We start from the raw sequence: 14,523 nt of genomic DNA, 5'->3' as shown, positions 1-14,523 counted from the left end.
CCCAGAGCCCCATCACGATCCAGGGACGGCTCGCGTGACCCGCCCGGAGGAGCCCACCGAGGCGCTGCCCACCCGGGCGATGCCGCCGGTCACCGACCCCGGGGCCACCGTCGACCTCGACCGCACCGTGGCGCTCGGCGGCGCCGGACCCACCGCGCACCTCGCCGCCACCGACGCCACAATCCACCTCGGCGCCGCTCCCCATCTCGACGCGTCGGACGCGACCGTCCACCTCGCCGGGCCTGACCGCACCGCGGACCTCGCCTCGCCCGACGCAACCGCCTACCTCGGTACGCCGGACGCCACGGTGCACCGGGCCGGACCGGGCCGGACCGCGCATCTCGGCGCGCCGGACGCGACGGTGCACCTGGCCGGGGCCGACCGGACCATGCACCTGGGCTCGCCGGAAGCGACGCCGAACCCTGGGGCGACCGACCGGACCGTCACCTTCGGCCCGGCGGACGCCGCCACCACGCACTTCGGTCCGCCCGGCACCGCCTCCGCGCCGCCCGGCACCGCCTCCGGGCCGGCCACCTCGGCGTTCGGCGGTCCCACCGTCGCCCCGACCGGGCCGGCCACCTCGGCGTACGGCGAGCCGACCGGCGCGTACCCCCAGGGCGCGGCGCAGCCGGGGACGGCGGGCGTCCCCGCGCAGCCGGCGCCCGGCGGCGAGGTGCGCTTCGGGCCCGGCGTGCCGGCGACCCCGCCGGACGCCCCCGCCTGGCCGACCGCCGCCCCGGCGCGGCGCCCGCGCCCGCTGTGGCGCCGGGTGGTGTCGGTGCTCTCCACCCTGCTGACCCTGGCGCTGGTCGCCGTGGTCGGCCTCTACCTGTGGGAGCGGCTGCGCCCGCTCGAAGTGGAGGGCGTCACCGTGGCCGTGCCGCAGCCGGCCGGCGACCGCTGCGACGTCACCGTCGACGTGGTCGCCACCGTGCGCACGAACGGCCGCAGCGGGGTGATCCGCTACCAGTGGTTCCGCTCGGACGCGCCACCGGGCGCCCTGCTCAGCGAGCGGGTCGGCCGGGGCCAGCGGAGCGCCACCCTGACCCTCAGGTGGACGTTCAGCGGCGCCGGCGCGACCACCGAGACCGCCACCGTCAACATCATCGAGCCGTCGCCGGTGCAGGCCGGTACGCAGGTCGCCTACCGCTGCCGGCGGGGCTGACCGGGTTTCCCGGACGGGCGGGTCGGGTACGTCCGAAACGGACCGACCTGACCTGTGCGTGGAGGCCTTCGATGAGAGACAACTTCGGGAACGCGGTGGGCGACGCGTTCCGTTCGGTGATGCTGTTCCTGCCCAAGGCCGTCGCCTTCGTCGCGATCCTGGTGGTCGGCTGGCTGATCGCCAAGGCCGTGCTGAAGATCGTGGACAAGGTCCTGGAGCGGGTGCACTTCGACAGGGCGGTGGAGCGGGGTGGCATCAAGACCGCCCTGGCCCGGTCCCGGTACGACGCCAGCGACATCGTCGCCAAGCTGGCCTACTACGCGGTGCTGCTGGTCACCCTGCAGCTCGCCTTCGGCATCTGGGGCCCGAACCCGATCTCGGACCTGATCGCCGGCGTGATCGCCTGGCTGCCCCGGGCGTTCGTGGCCATCGTCATCGTGGTCGTGGCCGCCGCCATCGCCAAGGCGGTCAAGGACATCATCTCCAGCGCCCTGGGCGGCCTGTCCTACGGCCGGATCCTGGCCAACATCGCCTCGGTGTTCATCCTCGGCCTCGGCGTGATCGCCGCGCTCAACCAGATCGGCGTGGCCACCACGGTCACCACCCCGGTGCTGATCGCCGTCCTCGCCACCGTCGGCGGCATCCTGGTCGTCGGGGTCGGCGGCGGCCTGGTCCGGCCGATGCAGAGCCGCTGGGAGAATTGGCTGGCCCGCGCCGAGGAGGAGTCGCGGACCATCGCCACCCATGCCCGCGCCTACCAGGCGGGCCGGCGGGACGTCGAGGCGCGGCTGAGCGAGCCCTCCAGCCCGTACGCCGAGGCCGAGCTGACCCAGCCGGTCGCCCGGGACACCGACGCCGACCGCACCCAGGTGGTCGCCCCGTCCGGTTCGGCGGCGCCCACCGCGCAGCCGTACGCCGAGTCCGAGCGCACCCAGCCGACCATGCCGCGCCAGCCCGCGGCCGAGCCGGCGGCGGACAACGAGGCCACGATGGTCCTGCCGCCGGTGGACGCGGAGAAGTACCGCCGCTGACCGTCCGTGTCACGACCGGGGCGGGCCCGACCGGGTCCGCCCCGGTTCACGTCGAGGGGCCGAGGTCGACCACCGCCGATGGCCGCACCGGGTGGCCTCGCCCGAGGATCGTGCCGATCACGCCATCTCGGTGGAGTGGCGGGTGACGAGTCGGCACGGCAGCCGCCGCACCCCTTGCTCCAGCGGGTGGCCCTCGATCGCCCGTAGCAGCTTTGTGGCGGCGACGTGCCCGAGTTCGCTGAGGTTGAGGTCGACCGTGGTGAGCGGCGGACGGCTTGCCTCGGCCATCACCTCCCAGTTGTCAACTCCGACGACCCCAACCTCCTCCGGGACCCGGCGGCCCGCCTCGCGCAGGGCGTCCAGCACGCCGCGGGCGATCTGGTCGCTGCCGCAGAAGACACCGTCGAACGGCTCGCCGCTGCGCATGAGGATGGTGGCCGCCTCGCGGCCCCAGCGTTCGCTCCACTCACCGACCAGCGGTTGGCCCAGCACGAGCGGCGCGCCGGCATCGGCCAGGGCGGTTCGGGTCCCAGCGATGCGGTGCCGCGTCGCCAGGTGCCGCTCGGGGCCGGTGACGTGGGCGATGCGACGCCGGCCGGTGGCGATCAGGTGCGCCACCGCGAGGATGGCACCTTGCTCGTCGTCGTGCACCACGGAGAGGTCTTCGGGGTCTTCGGACTGAGCGAGGGCATAGACGACCGGGACCGGCAGGTCGCGGCCGAGCGACGGCCGCGGGTCGCTGGCCCGGCCGGTCACGATGATGCCGTCGACGCGGCGGCCCAACAGCGTACGCAGGTAGTGCTGCTCGCGGATGGGGTCGCCGCGCCCGTCGCAGAGCAGGACGGATATCTGCCCGGCACCGAGCGCGTCCTCGGCGCCGAGCATGACGGGGATCGTGAACCGGCCGAAGCTGTCGGTGGTCAGCACGCCCACCGTGTACGTGCGACCATCGATCAGGCTGCGGGCCAGCAGGTTGGCCTGGAAGCCGAGCCGCTGTGCGGCGTCCAGCACCCGCTGGCGGGTCTCCCGGCGCAGTTGGCCGTTGCCGTTGAGGGCCTTGGAGACAGTGCCCGGGGAGACACCGGCGAGGGCCGCCACGTCGGACACGGTGACCGTGCCACGTCGCTTCGTCACGGTTGCCCTCCCCGCTCGCCCAACTCCGGTCCCGCGTGCTCCGGCGTGTCCCGCTCAGCATGAAGGATGCGGAAAAGTTTCCGCAATACCTCGACCATAACTGATGCGCTGCACGCCGTTGACGTGCATGTAGCACGCGCTTAGTCTCGGAAAACCTTAGCCGTGAGGCCGGGCTGATACGGAAATGTTTCCGGCTGGCGGCGCGAATCCTGGTTCCCGACTTCAGGGAGAAGGCATGGCACCTCGGAGGGATCGGCCCATCCCGCGCGCCGGGAGCCGCCGGCGCCGCCTCGCCGGCGTCGTGGCCGCGATGGCTGCGACGGCAATCGTGCTGGCGGGCTGCGGCGGCGGGTCGAGCGGCAGCGGCACGCCTGACGGCGGCGCGACGCTCACCATGTGGGCGCGGTCGGCCATCGACGTCTTCAGCAAGCGCCTGGTCGACGAGTACAACAAGACACACAAGAACAAGGTGAAGCTGACGATCATCCCGAGCGACAGCTACCAGCAGAAGGTGGGCGCGGCCGCCGGCTCCAACAGCCTGCCCGACATCCTCGCCGCGGACGTCGTCTACGCCCCCAACTACGTCAAGCAGGGGCTCTTCCGGGACATCACCGCCGACATCAAGAAGCTGTCGTTCTACGACAACCTCGCCAAGGCGCACATCGAGGCCGCCAGCCGCGACGGAAAGATGTACGGCGTACCGAACAAGGTGGACTCCTCGCTGTTCCTCTACAACAAGGACCTCTACAAGAAGGCCGGCCTCGACCCCGAGCAGGGTCCGAAGACCTTCCAGGACGTGTACGAGCACGCCAAGGCGATCCGGGCGCTGGGCGCCAACACCTACGGCTTCTACTTCCCGGGCAACTGCTCCGGCTGCAACGCCTACACGATGTTCCCGTACGCGGTCGCGGCCGGGCACCCGCCGTTCGCCGACGACGGCCACAAGGCCGATTTCGACAATGGTGCGTTCGGCGAGACGCTGCGGCTCTACCGGAAGATGGTCGAGGAGAAGATCGCCCCGAGCGGGGTGAAGACCGACGACGGCGCCAACTGGACCGCTTCCTTCCTGGCCGGCAAGGTCGGCATCCTGCCCGCCGGCTCGTTCCTCTTCGGCGACCTGACGTCGAAGGCGAAGTTCGACTGGGGCGTCGCCGGGCTGATGGCGCCGGACGGGAGCAGGACCGCCACCTTCGTCGGCGGGGACGTGCTCGGCATCACCGCATCGTCGAAGCACGCGACCCAGGCCTGGGACTTCGTCTCCTGGACGCTGGGGGAGCAGGCGCAGGTCGAACTGGTCGCCAAGTACGGCGACCTGCCGGCCCGCACCGACCTGGCGGGCAATCCGTACTCGTCGAAGGACCCACGGGTGAAGGCCACCGTGGAGGGACTGGCCAACGGCTACACCCCGGCCGTCCTGCCGTACGGCGAACTGATCAACAACTCCAACGGACCGTGGCTGGTCGCACTGCGGGAGGGCATCTTCGGCGGCGATCCGGCCAAGGCGCTCCAGCAGGCCCAGTCCCAGATCCAGTCCAAGGTGGACGCGTCGTCGTGACAGTTGGCGGGTGGGCCGGCGCGACGTCGGGCTACCCGCCAACCGCATCGGACAAGGTCCCGGAAGGAGAGGAGGAGAGCGGATGGCGACGATGACCGCCGAACGGCAGGCGGTGGACGCCCCGACGCCTGCCCCGGCGACGCGTGCCACCTCGCGGGTGACGCGGCGACCGCTGACCGGCATGCTCTTCGTGGCGCCCACCGCGGTAATCGTCGCGGCGCTGTTCGTGGTGCCGCTGGCGGTGCTGGTCTACATGTCGTTCGCCGACTGGCCGCTGATCGGTTCGCCGACCCCGAACGGCCTGGAGAACTACCGGAAGATCGCCGACGACGAGCTGTTCCTCGGGGCGATCACCTTCACCCTCGTCTACACCGCGATCACCACCGTGGTGGTCTTCGGAGTGTCGTTCGTCCTGGTATGGATCTCGAACAGTCCGCGGCGTGGGTCGACCTTCTACCGGACCGCGTTCTTCCTGCCGTACGTCGTCGGCACCGCTGCCGCGGCGCTCATGTGGTACATCGACCTGAACGACCAGATCGGGGTCTTCAACCAGATCCTCCAGGCCGTGGGAATCACCGACGGGCCAGCCGGCTTCCTCGACACCCCCGCCAAGGCCACCTTCTCGGTGGTGGCGATGGTGGTCTGGAAGTTCATCGGCTTCCAGGTCGTGGTGCTGCTGGTCGGCCTCCAGTCGATCCCCACCGAGCTGTACGAGGCGGCCCGCGTCGACGGCGCGTCGACCTGGCACCGGCTGCGGTACATCACCATCCCGTACCTACGGCCCACCCTCGCGCTCCTGCTGATGCTCTCGATCACCGGGTCGCTGCTCGCGTTCGACCAGTTCATGGTGCTGACCCGGGGTGGGCCGGACAACGCCACCGTCACCCTGGTCTACGCGGTCTACAACGCCGCCTTCAGTTCCTTCGAGCTGGGCAGCGCCGCCGCGCTGTCGATGGTCCTGCTGCTCGCCCTGGTCGTGCTCAACATCGTGCAGCTTCGACTGCTTCGAAAGCGGGAAAGCTAATGGCAACGATCAACCTGAACCGCCCGGACCGGCGGCGCTTCGCTGGGCCCCGTACCAGCGGCAAGCTGGCGCGGGCGGCCTCGACCGGCGGCTTCCACCTGATCAGCGGCGTGCTCACCCTCGCCTTTCTCTTCCCGCTGCTGTGGGCCCTGCTCAACTCGGTGAAGGGTCAGGCCGAGGCCAACCAGCAGCCGCCGACCTGGTTCCCGCGGACCTGGTCGCTGGAGAACTACCGGGGCCTGGCCAGTTACGGAGAGGGGATCGGGACGTACCTGTTCAACAGCCTGGTGCTCTCCGGGCTGACCGTCGCCGGCACCGTCGTGGTGTGCGCGCTCGGCGGGTACGGCTTCGCCCGGTTCGAGTTCCGCGGCCACAAGCCCCTCTTCGGGCTGACCCTGGCGATCCTCATGGTGCCGTACGCGACGATCCTGCTCCCGCTCTACATCGTGCTCGGCAAGCTGGGGCTGCAGAACAGCGTGGTCGGCCTCGCGCTGGTGCTGGTCATGTTCCAGCTGCCGTTCGGCATCTTCCTGATGCGCAACAGCTTCGAGTCGGTGCCGCGCGAACTGGAGGAAGCGGCGATGGTCGACGGCTGCTCGACATTCGGCGCGATGCGCCGGGTGGCCCTGCCGATCGTCATGCCCGGGCTGGTGACCGTGGGGCTGTTCGCGTTCCTCGCCTCGTGGAACGAGTTCCTGGCGCCGCTGATCTTCCTCAACGACGGCACCAGGTACACCTTGCCGATCATGCTGGTCAATGTCCGCTACGGCGCGTACGGGATCGTCGACTACGGGGCGCTCCAGGCCGGCGTGGTCATCGCGATGGTGCCGTGCCTCGTGCTCTACCTGCTGCTCCAACGCTTCTACGTCAGCGGCATCGTCAACGGCGCGCTGCGCGGCTGACCCCTTCGTTCCCTCACCCCTCTGCAAAGGACGCCGACTGTGACCTTCGCCAGCACCGACCGCGCGGCCCGCGCCGAGTTGCCGTTGGGTGCGATCCGGCCCACCGGCTGGCTCCTCGACCAGCTCCGGCTCCAGGCCGCCGGCCAGACAGGGCAGCTCGACGAGATCTGGCCGGACGTCGGCATCGACAGCGCCTGGCTCGGCGGGACCGGCGAGGACTGGGAGCGCGGACCCTACTATCTCGACGGCCTGCTGCCCCTGGCGCACCTGCTGGACGACCCGACGCTGCTGGCCAAGGCGCAGAAGTGGATCGAGGCCATCCTCGCCAGCCAGCGTGCGGACGGCCAGTTCGGCCCGGCCAGCAACGACGACTGGTGGCCGCGCATGGTGGCGCTCAAGGCACTCACCCAGCACGCCGACGCGACCGGCGACGACCGGGTCGTACCCTTCCTCCAGCGCTACTTCCGGTACCAGCTCGACCACCTGCCCGGCCGGCCGCTGGCCAGCTGGGGTCGGATGCGCGGCGCCGACAACGTGCTGTCGATCCTCTGGCTGCACCGGCACACCGGCGAGGGCTGGCTGATCGACCTGGCCCGCCTGATCCTCGACCAGACCGCCGATTGGCAGGCGCACCTGGTCGGCGGCCTGACCCCCGGGCCGACCAGGATCAACTCGCACCTCAACCACGGGCCGAACGTCGCCATGGGGCTGAAGACGCCGGCCGTCCACTTCCTGCTCGACGGCGACGAGGCGCACCGGCGCGGCACCGTCGAGGCGCTGGCCAACCTGGACCGCCTGCACGGCCAGGTGCACGGCACCTTCTCCGGCGACGAGTGGCTCGCCGGGCGCGACCCGCATCACGGCGTGGAGAGCTGCCAGGTCGTCGAGTACCTGTTCACCCTCGAGCAGATCGCCCGCATCTTCGGCGATGGTCGGTACGGGGACCTGCTCGAACAGGTCGCCTTCAACCTCCTGCCCGCGCTCGCGGACCCGCACATGCTCGCCCACCAGTACCACCAGCAGGCCAACCAGGTGCTGGTGTCGGTCGCCCAGCGGGACTGGACCTTCAGCGGCGACGATGCCAACGTCTTCGGCCTCGAACCGCACTTCGGCTGCTGCACCGCGAATCTGCACCAGGGCTGGCCCAAGCTGGTCCGGTCGCTGTGGATGGCGACCCGCGACGGCGGGCTGGCCGCGGTCGCGTACGCGCCGTGCACGGTCAGCGCGGCCATCGCCGGCACCACGGTACGGCTGGACGTGCAGACCTCTTACCCGTTCGAGGAGACCATACGGATCACGGTCGCGGCGGACGAGCAGGTCGAGTTCCCGCTCCTGCTGCGGGTGCCCGCCTGGTGCTCGCGGGCCACCGCGACCGTCAACGGCGCTCCGGTGCCCCTGGAGATCGACGGTACCGGCCACGCCACCGTACGGCGCCGCTGGTCGACCGCGGACGAACTGGTGCTGACCCTGCCACAGGAGATCCGGATCGTGCCCCGCGACCGGGGCGCCGTCGGGCTCCAGCTCGGCCCGCTGGTGCTCGTGCACGCCGTCGCCGAAGCCTGGCGCCCGGTGCCGGGCGCGCCCGGTCTCGCCGAGTGGGAGATCACCCCGCGCAAGTCGTGGAACTTCGGCCTGCGACTCGGCCCCGGGCGCGACGTGTCGCAGCTGCGGGTCAGGCGCCGGCCGGTCGGGCCGGTCCCGTTCGCGGTCGGCGCGGCGCCGGTGGAGGTACGTGCGCTCGGCTCCCGGTTGCCCCAGTGGCAGTTGGCGCTGAACTCGGCCGGGCCGCTGCCGGAAAGCCCGCTCGCCTCGAACCTGCCGATCGAAGAGATACGTCTGCTGCCGTACGGATCAGCCCGGCTGCGCGTCGCCGAACTGCCGGTCATCGAACCGGCCCGGCACGTGACCGGTGACTGACGCCGTCGGCTCTGGTTGGCGCCGTCGCGCGTCGCCCCGAGCCATCGACACGGAGGGGTGCTGGACCTCAGTCTTCGAATCTGACGGCGGGGTGGCGATGGCCGTGCTGCGCGAAGAACCGGTCGAGTTCCGTCAGCGACAGCGGCTCGGGGATCGGGTGCCGGGCGGGTATGGCGCGCAGGGCCGACTGGTAGCGGAAGAAGGTCGCGAGGTCGCGCGGGTAACGGTCCGGATCCACTCCGGCGAACGATCCCGCCACCCGGGCATGGTCGAGCACCGCCTTCCACCGGTCGACGCTTGCCAGTCCCACGGATTCCACCCCGTGACTGAACAGCATGAGGTGCAGATAGTCGTAGGCGTCCGACTGCTGGAGATAGCGGGTGAGGGCATCTGCCGAAGGCTGGACGGGGAAGGTGCTCCAGTACGGCACGCACCCGGTCCGAAGAGCCCACCAGGGCTCGACGAGCATGAACGACTCCACCAGCAGGCGGTCGGCCGGCAGGCCGCGCCGTCGGTACCACCAGCGGTACAGATCCGCGATGAGCGGGCTGAGGTCCTCGGGGTCGTCGAAGATCAGTCGCCGTACCTGATAGCCGTGCCGGCGGGCGAACGCTCGGGCGTGGTCACGTAGCGCCGGTTCGAACCCCCACTCCGCCTCAGGACTCTCGCCGTCGGGCGCCGGCGCCTCCCATCGGGTCTGCTCGATTCCGTAACCGCGTAGGTATGCGGCTATCCGGGGATCGCCCTCGTGGTACTGCGACGGCTGAAGTCCGCCAACGGCACCGAACTGGAAGACGTGTCGTTCGCCGACCCGGGTGGTGGGCCATCGCCGGGTGCACTCGGCGAGCAGGAGAACGCCGCCGGCGTCGAGTCTCTGGGTGAGGAACCGCTCGTACGCGGGTCCGAGCCGGGTGCGTTTGACCCGAAAGTAGGCCATCCGCTGCGACGTCAACCGATCCTGGTTCGGATCATGCATGTGGTGCAGGACGAAGTGGGGGTTGTGGGCCAGCAGCGCCTGGGCGGTGGCGTCGAAGGCGTGTACGGCGCGCATCGGATCATCCGGGGGGACCTGCCGTTGACGCAGCGGGAGCAGGAGCGTCTGGGGCAACCACGCCATACCGAGGGCCGCGCACAGATGCACGAGCGCTCCACTGGACGAGCCGACGGCGACCGCCGGATACCGACGCTGCGGGTAGAGACCGGCGATAGCGGCGGCGACGTCCTCGATGTCGAGGGCCGCCAGGTGCGCGGCCGGCCGCGCCTCGGCTCCGCTGGCCAGCCGGTAGATCGTCTCTCTCAGCCGGACCGGAAGCCGGTTCGCGGCGACCGCGAGCGGACGCAGCAGGCGCCCCGCCGGGCTGCCCAGTGGTGGGGTGCCGCGGTGGTGCAGGTAGCGGGCGGTGGCCACCACCATTGCCGAAGCGGAGTCGAACGCGGCCACCTCGCGGGGCAGTTTCATCTCACCTCCCGCCGGCGTCTACCCCGAAAGTCGTCCGGTACGCACGGTTCCGTCCGTGACGGTCGGGTAAGCCCGAATATGCGGAAGAAGGGGCACCCGTACGCGCCACCGTTTCCGACGGACGTGACGACCTCGTATCACGACGGTCGGCTGGGTCGGATGCGCAGCCGGGCGGTCGGCGAGCCGCGATCGGATGTGCCCGAGCTGGTGCTCGTCCAGGGCATGGGGGTGGCCGACTACCTGATGCCGGGGCTGGGCGCTCTCGGCGAGTGGACCCGGGCTCACCTCGTCGAACTACCCGGATTCGCCGGCAGCGGTGACCCGCCGCACGAGCTCAGCGTGGCCGAGTTCGGTGCTGCGGTCGCGGAGTGGCTCGCCGCCCGGCGACTCGGCCCGGTGGTGCTCGCCGGCCACTCCAGCGGCACTCAGGTTGCCGCGCAGGCTGCGGTGGGCCATCCCGATGTGCATGGTGTCGTCCTGGCCAGCCCCACGGTGGATCCGGTCGCGCGGGGCCCGCTGCGTCTGTTCATCCGCTGGCGCCTGGACGGGCGCCGGGAGCCACCGGGGCTGAGCCAATCACATCGGCCCGAGTGGAAGCGGGCAGGGCTCGGGCGGATGCTGCACCTCGCACGCGCACATCTCGACCACACGATCGAGGTACCAGTGCGCCGTCTCGAGGTTCCGCTCCTGGTCATCCGCGGACGCGACGACGTGATCAGTACGTCCCGGTGGGGCCGCCAGTTGGCCGCCGCACCGCCCACGGGCGAGTACCTCGAAGTCGCCGGCGCCCACACCTTCCCGTGGCTCGACCCCAAGGCGTGGTCGGAACCGATGCGTCGCTTCGCGACCAGGCTCGACTGATCGTCATCGGCCCGCGGAACCGTGCGCGGTGTCCTGTCGGCGTAGCCGACCGCGACCGTGTCACAGGAGGTGCGGGTGTCGGCCAGCCAGGTAACACCTCAACCGGCACTTTCACCCATTTCACCGAGTTCGTACCTGCCCGGCTGAAGAATGAGTCGGTGACCGATGGACGGGCCGGTGGCCGGCGGACCGGACGTGGCCGGCGAAATCGGCAAACCCCTGGTCAGAAAGAGGTAAGGGCAGGCAGCGCCGCGGGAGATACCCGTCGGGCGAACTTCCTGGAGTTGTTCTTCGACCTGGTGCTGGTCTTTGCCTTGTCGGGAGTCGTCTCACGGGTCGCGCCGGACCTGTCCGCCGACACCTTCACCCGGCGGTGGGCGGGGCTGTTGTACGTCCTCGTGCTGGTCCTGCCGATGATGTGGCTGTGGACCACCACCGCCCACATCACGAGCCGCTTCGACCCGCGCCGGCCGGCCGCTCAGGCGATGGTGCTGTTCACCGCACTCGGCGTGGTGTTCATGGCGTCGTCGTTGCCGTACGCGTTCGTGGCACGCGGCTACGCGTTCGCCGTACCGTACGTGGTTCTTCAGGTGGGGCGACCGTTGTTCCTCATCTCGCTCCGGCGGGATCGTGCGCAACGAGCCCTCTACACGCGGTCGGCGATCTGGTTCACCGTATCGGCCGTACCGTGGCTGGCAGGCATCCTGGCTCAGGGCGGGTCCCGAGTTGGTCTGTGGGCGCTGGCCATCACGATCGACCTCGTGGCGGCCCGCTTCTCCTGGCCGGTGCCCGGCATGAGCCGGCAGTCGGACAGTGCCTGGGATCCCAGCAAGACCCATCACCTCGCCGCCCGGTACGAGCAACTCCTGCTGATCGCACTCGGCGAGACCGTGCTGTCACTGGGGATCACCTACACCAACACGCCGGTGTCACTGGTCACGACGCTGGCTATGGTGGTCGGCTTCGCCACCACGGTGCTCCTGTGGCGGATCTACTACTACCGGGCGGGGCAGGTGCTGCCCGAAGCCGTCGACTCAGCCGGAGACCGGGTCAGAGCCGGCCGGAACGTCGGGCGTGCCCACGTGCTGATGGTCCTGGGCATCGTGCTCGTGGCGACCGGCTACGAGATCGTCGTGACCCACCCGGGCGGCCACGTGCGCCCAGCCTGGCTGGCCACGATCCTCGGCGGGCCGATCGTCTTTGTCATCGGCCGGATCGGACTGGAACGGGTGGTCTTCAACCGGGTCTCCCCGAGCAGGCTCATCGGCATCGCGGCCTTGACGGCCGTGGCACTGCCGCTGGCCTTCACCACCCCGTTGATCGCGGCGGCAGTCGCCCTCGTGGTACTTCTCGGTATGGCCCTGGCCGACGCCCGACACGCCTGGGGTCTTCCACTGGAAGCCCCATCGCCGGCCACCGCCCGGCCGAAGAGAGGCTGACCCCGCAGAGCCACTGGCACTGGCCAGCTAGCCCCGGTTTTCACCCGAGGCAGCCAGGGATTCAGGTCGGCTGCCCCTCCAGCAACGCCTTCAATCTCGCCAGGTCCTTCCGGTTCGCGCGGCGCATCGCGCCGGCGAGAACGGGTGCGGCGATCGTCGCGAAGCCGCTCGGCTCACCGCGGTTGCGCAAGGTCATCCGGGTACGCTCCGCGCCCTGCGGCGCCCACTCGTAGGTGGTCTCCATCGGGAACGGGCCCTCGGCGGTCCGCATCACGAGCCGCTCGTCGGGCACCAACTCGACGATCTCGTACGTGTAGGCCAGCCGCCGCCCGAGGAAGTGCGCCACGAAGGCGACCCGGGAGCCGACCCGCGCCGGCGGCGGCGTCCGCCACTCGACCGACCTGATGTTGACGTACCAGGCGGGGGCGTTGGACGGGTCGCCCGCGTACGCGGCCACCTCGCCGACCGGGCGATCGATGGTCACCTCGGACAGCACATCCACCGGCATGACATCCCCCTTCGGTCCGGTCGCTCCATCGTCGCAGCCGGCGCGCGGCGATGTCGCGGGGCCGCACGATCGGTCAACGCCGGTTAGCATCAGGCGCATGACCTGGCGATGTTGATCCTGCCCTAGAGGTCGAGGCCGCGGGCCGCCGCGGACGCCGTACGTCCGGTGTCCGTCTCGTCCCCGTGGGAAGGCCTCATGATCGTCACTCCTACGCGCGTAGCCGCGACCCGCCGGCTGGCGGCCACGCTCTACGGCTACGCGTTCCTCACCGACTTCGTCCTGCTCTACCCGTTCTACGTACTGCTGTTCGCCGACACCGGGCTGTCGGTCGGGCAGATCTCCTCGCTGTTCGTCATCTGGTCGGCGACCGGCATCGTGCTGGAGGTGCCCTCCGGCGCCTGGGCCGACGCGGTGTCCCGCCGGCTGCTGCTCGTCCTGGCCCCGCTGCTGCCCGCGGTCGGCTTCGCCCTCTGGGTGCTCGTCCCGTCCTACCCGGTGTTCGCCGTCGGCTTCGTGCTCTGGGGTGCGGGTGGGGCGCTGCGCTCCGGCGCCCTGGAGGCGCTGGTCTTCACCGAACTCGACCGGCTCGGCGCCGCCGACCGGTACGCCCGCCTCATGGGCCGGGCCCGCACCGCGGACGTGGCCGCCGCGGCGGCCTCCGGGGCGGTGGCCGGGCCGGTCTTCGCCCTCGGCGGCTACCCGGCGGTCGGCGTGGCCAGCATCGGGGCCTGCCTGCTCGCCGCCGTCGTCGCCACCCGGTTCCCGGAGCACCGCCCGGCCCCGGCCGAGGCGCCCGCGCCGGTCACCGTCGGACCGGGGACGGTCGACGGGGACGACGAGCCCGGGTGGCTGGCCAGCCTGCGCGCCGGCCTGGTCGAGGCGCGGGCCGACCGCACGGTACGCGGGGCCCTGCTGCTCGTCCCGGCGGTGACCGCGGTCTGGGGCGGGCTCGACGAGTACACCGGGCTGCTGGCCCGGGACACCGGCGTCGCCGAGGCGACCGTGCCGCTGCTGCTCCTGCTGCTCTGGGCGGGGATGTCCGCGGGCGGGCTGCTCGCCCCGGTGGGGGAGCGGCTCACCGCCGTCGGGTACGCGGGCCTGCTGGTGCTCGCCGCCTCGGCGCTGGCGGCGGGCGCCCTGGCCGGCCGCCCGATGGGGTTCGTGCTGCTCGCGGTGGCGTTCGCGGCGTTCCAGCTCGCCACGGTCCTCGCCGACGTGCGGTTGCAGGCCCGCATCACCGGCGCGGCCCGGGCGACGGTGACCTCGGTGGCGGGGATGGCGACCGACCTGACCATCGTCGCGTTCTACGCCACGTACGGGGTCGTGGCCGGTGCCACCGGCAACGGGGTCGCGTTCGCGCTGGCCGCGGTGCCGTACCTGGCGGTGGCGCTCTGGCTGGTGGCGCGCCGGCCGGCGGCGCGCTGAGCGGCCCGCTGCCGGAGCCGGCCGGCTCCGGCAGCGGGCCGGCCGGTGCCCGACCGGGCGGTCCGGGTGGAGATCGGGCACGCCGCTGCCGCAATCGGGCGGC

The 14,523-nt window shown here is 71.3% G+C and carries 12 protein-coding genes; 9 read left to right on the top strand and 3 right to left on the bottom strand.

Features of this window, described 5'->3' with window-relative positions:
* The first annotated feature begins 34 nt into the window (after positions 1–34).
* The gene (locus ACGFI9_RS26395; protein ID WP_393181976.1) at positions 35–1,165 is read left to right on the top strand and encodes a hypothetical protein; all 1,131 of its coding nucleotides are present in this window, start codon (positions 35–37) and stop codon (positions 1,163–1,165) included.
* Positions 1,166–1,236: 71 nt separating this feature from the next.
* Positions 1,237–2,196 carry a hypothetical protein gene (locus tag ACGFI9_RS26390; protein ID WP_393181974.1) on the top strand — a complete coding sequence of 320 codons (960 nt, stop codon included), beginning with the start codon at positions 1,237–1,239 and terminating at the stop codon, positions 2,194–2,196.
* Between the two features lie 117 nt (positions 2,197–2,313).
* Here the strand turns inward: ACGFI9_RS26390 and ACGFI9_RS26385 are convergent, their stop codons facing one another.
* The gene (locus ACGFI9_RS26385) at positions 2,314–3,330 is read right to left on the bottom strand and encodes a LacI family DNA-binding transcriptional regulator (RefSeq protein WP_393181972.1); all 1,017 of its coding nucleotides are present in this window, start codon (positions 3,328–3,330) and stop codon (positions 2,314–2,316) included.
* A 235-nt stretch (positions 3,331–3,565) separates the two neighbouring features.
* Between ACGFI9_RS26385 and ACGFI9_RS26380 the strand changes: the two genes are divergently transcribed.
* From ACGFI9_RS26380 to ACGFI9_RS26365, 4 genes are all read left to right on the top strand, one after another.
* Positions 3,566–4,885 carry an ABC transporter substrate-binding protein gene (locus ACGFI9_RS26380; RefSeq protein WP_393181970.1) on the top strand — a complete coding sequence of 440 codons (1,320 nt, stop codon included), beginning with the start codon at positions 3,566–3,568 and terminating at the stop codon, positions 4,883–4,885.
* A gap of 82 nt (positions 4,886–4,967) precedes the next feature.
* On the top strand, positions 4,968–5,909 hold the full coding sequence (locus tag ACGFI9_RS26375) for a carbohydrate ABC transporter permease (protein ID WP_393181968.1): 942 nt from the start codon (positions 4,968–4,970) through the stop codon (positions 5,907–5,909).
* Positions 5,909–6,811 carry a carbohydrate ABC transporter permease gene (locus tag ACGFI9_RS26370; RefSeq protein ID WP_393181966.1) on the top strand — a complete coding sequence of 301 codons (903 nt, stop codon included), beginning with the start codon at positions 5,909–5,911 and terminating at the stop codon, positions 6,809–6,811. Before ACGFI9_RS26375 ends, ACGFI9_RS26370 begins: the two co-directional genes overlap by 1 nt.
* A gap of 39 nt (positions 6,812–6,850) precedes the next feature.
* Entirely contained in the window at positions 6,851–8,728 is a 1,878-nt protein-coding gene (locus tag ACGFI9_RS26365) for a beta-L-arabinofuranosidase domain-containing protein (RefSeq protein ID WP_393181964.1), read from the top strand.
* A gap of 67 nt (positions 8,729–8,795) precedes the next feature.
* Here ACGFI9_RS26365 and ACGFI9_RS26360 read toward each other — a convergent pair whose 3' ends face one another.
* Entirely contained in the window at positions 8,796–10,169 is a 1,374-nt protein-coding gene (locus ACGFI9_RS26360; protein ID WP_393181962.1) for a hypothetical protein, read from the bottom strand.
* 213 nt (positions 10,170–10,382) lie between these two features.
* Here ACGFI9_RS26360 and ACGFI9_RS26355 point away from each other — a divergent pair, with 213 nt between their 5' ends.
* Positions 10,383–11,048, top strand: a complete 666-nt coding sequence (locus ACGFI9_RS26355) for an alpha/beta fold hydrolase (RefSeq protein ID WP_393181960.1) — start codon at positions 10,383–10,385, stop codon at positions 11,046–11,048.
* On the top strand, positions 11,006–12,487 hold the full coding sequence (locus tag ACGFI9_RS26350; protein WP_393181958.1) for a low temperature requirement protein A: 1,482 nt from the start codon (positions 11,006–11,008) through the stop codon (positions 12,485–12,487). The genes ACGFI9_RS26355 and ACGFI9_RS26350 overlap by 43 nt, the downstream gene beginning before the upstream one ends.
* Before the next feature lie 61 nt (positions 12,488–12,548).
* Here ACGFI9_RS26350 and ACGFI9_RS26345 read toward each other — a convergent pair whose 3' ends face one another.
* Positions 12,549–12,995: an SRPBCC family protein gene (locus tag ACGFI9_RS26345; RefSeq protein ID WP_393181956.1), complete on the bottom strand. Its 447-nt coding sequence runs from the start codon at positions 12,993–12,995 to the stop codon at positions 12,549–12,551.
* A gap of 195 nt (positions 12,996–13,190) precedes the next feature.
* Between ACGFI9_RS26345 and ACGFI9_RS26340 the strand changes: the two genes are divergently transcribed.
* On the top strand, positions 13,191–14,420 hold the full coding sequence (locus tag ACGFI9_RS26340; protein WP_393181955.1) for an MFS transporter: 1,230 nt from the start codon (positions 13,191–13,193) through the stop codon (positions 14,418–14,420).
* Positions 14,421–14,523: the final 103 nt, after the last annotated feature.

The sequence above is a fragment of the Micromonospora sp. NPDC048930 genome, assembly GCF_043197935.1.
Taxonomy (GTDB): domain Bacteria; phylum Actinomycetota; class Actinomycetes; order Mycobacteriales; family Micromonosporaceae; genus Micromonospora.
Note: the sequence above shows the minus strand (reverse complement) of the source record. Positions and strands in the feature narration are given on the sequence as shown.

Coding starts and splice junctions, on each gene's coding strand:
- ACGFI9_RS26390 (WP_393181974.1), top strand. CDS start 1,237: ATGAGAGACAACTTCGGGAACGCGGTGGGCGACGCGTTCCGTTCGGTG.
- ACGFI9_RS26380 (WP_393181970.1), top strand. CDS start 3,566: ATGGCACCTCGGAGGGATCGGCCCATCCCGCGCGCCGGGAGCCGCCGG.
- ACGFI9_RS26375 (WP_393181968.1), top strand. CDS start 4,968: ATGGCGACGATGACCGCCGAACGGCAGGCGGTGGACGCCCCGACGCCT.
- ACGFI9_RS26370 (WP_393181966.1), top strand. CDS start 5,909: ATGGCAACGATCAACCTGAACCGCCCGGACCGGCGGCGCTTCGCTGGG.
- ACGFI9_RS26345 (WP_393181956.1), bottom strand. CDS start 12,995: ATGCCGGTGGATGTGCTGTCCGAGGTGACCATCGATCGCCCGGTCGGC.
- ACGFI9_RS26340 (WP_393181955.1), top strand. CDS start 13,191: ATGATCGTCACTCCTACGCGCGTAGCCGCGACCCGCCGGCTGGCGGCC.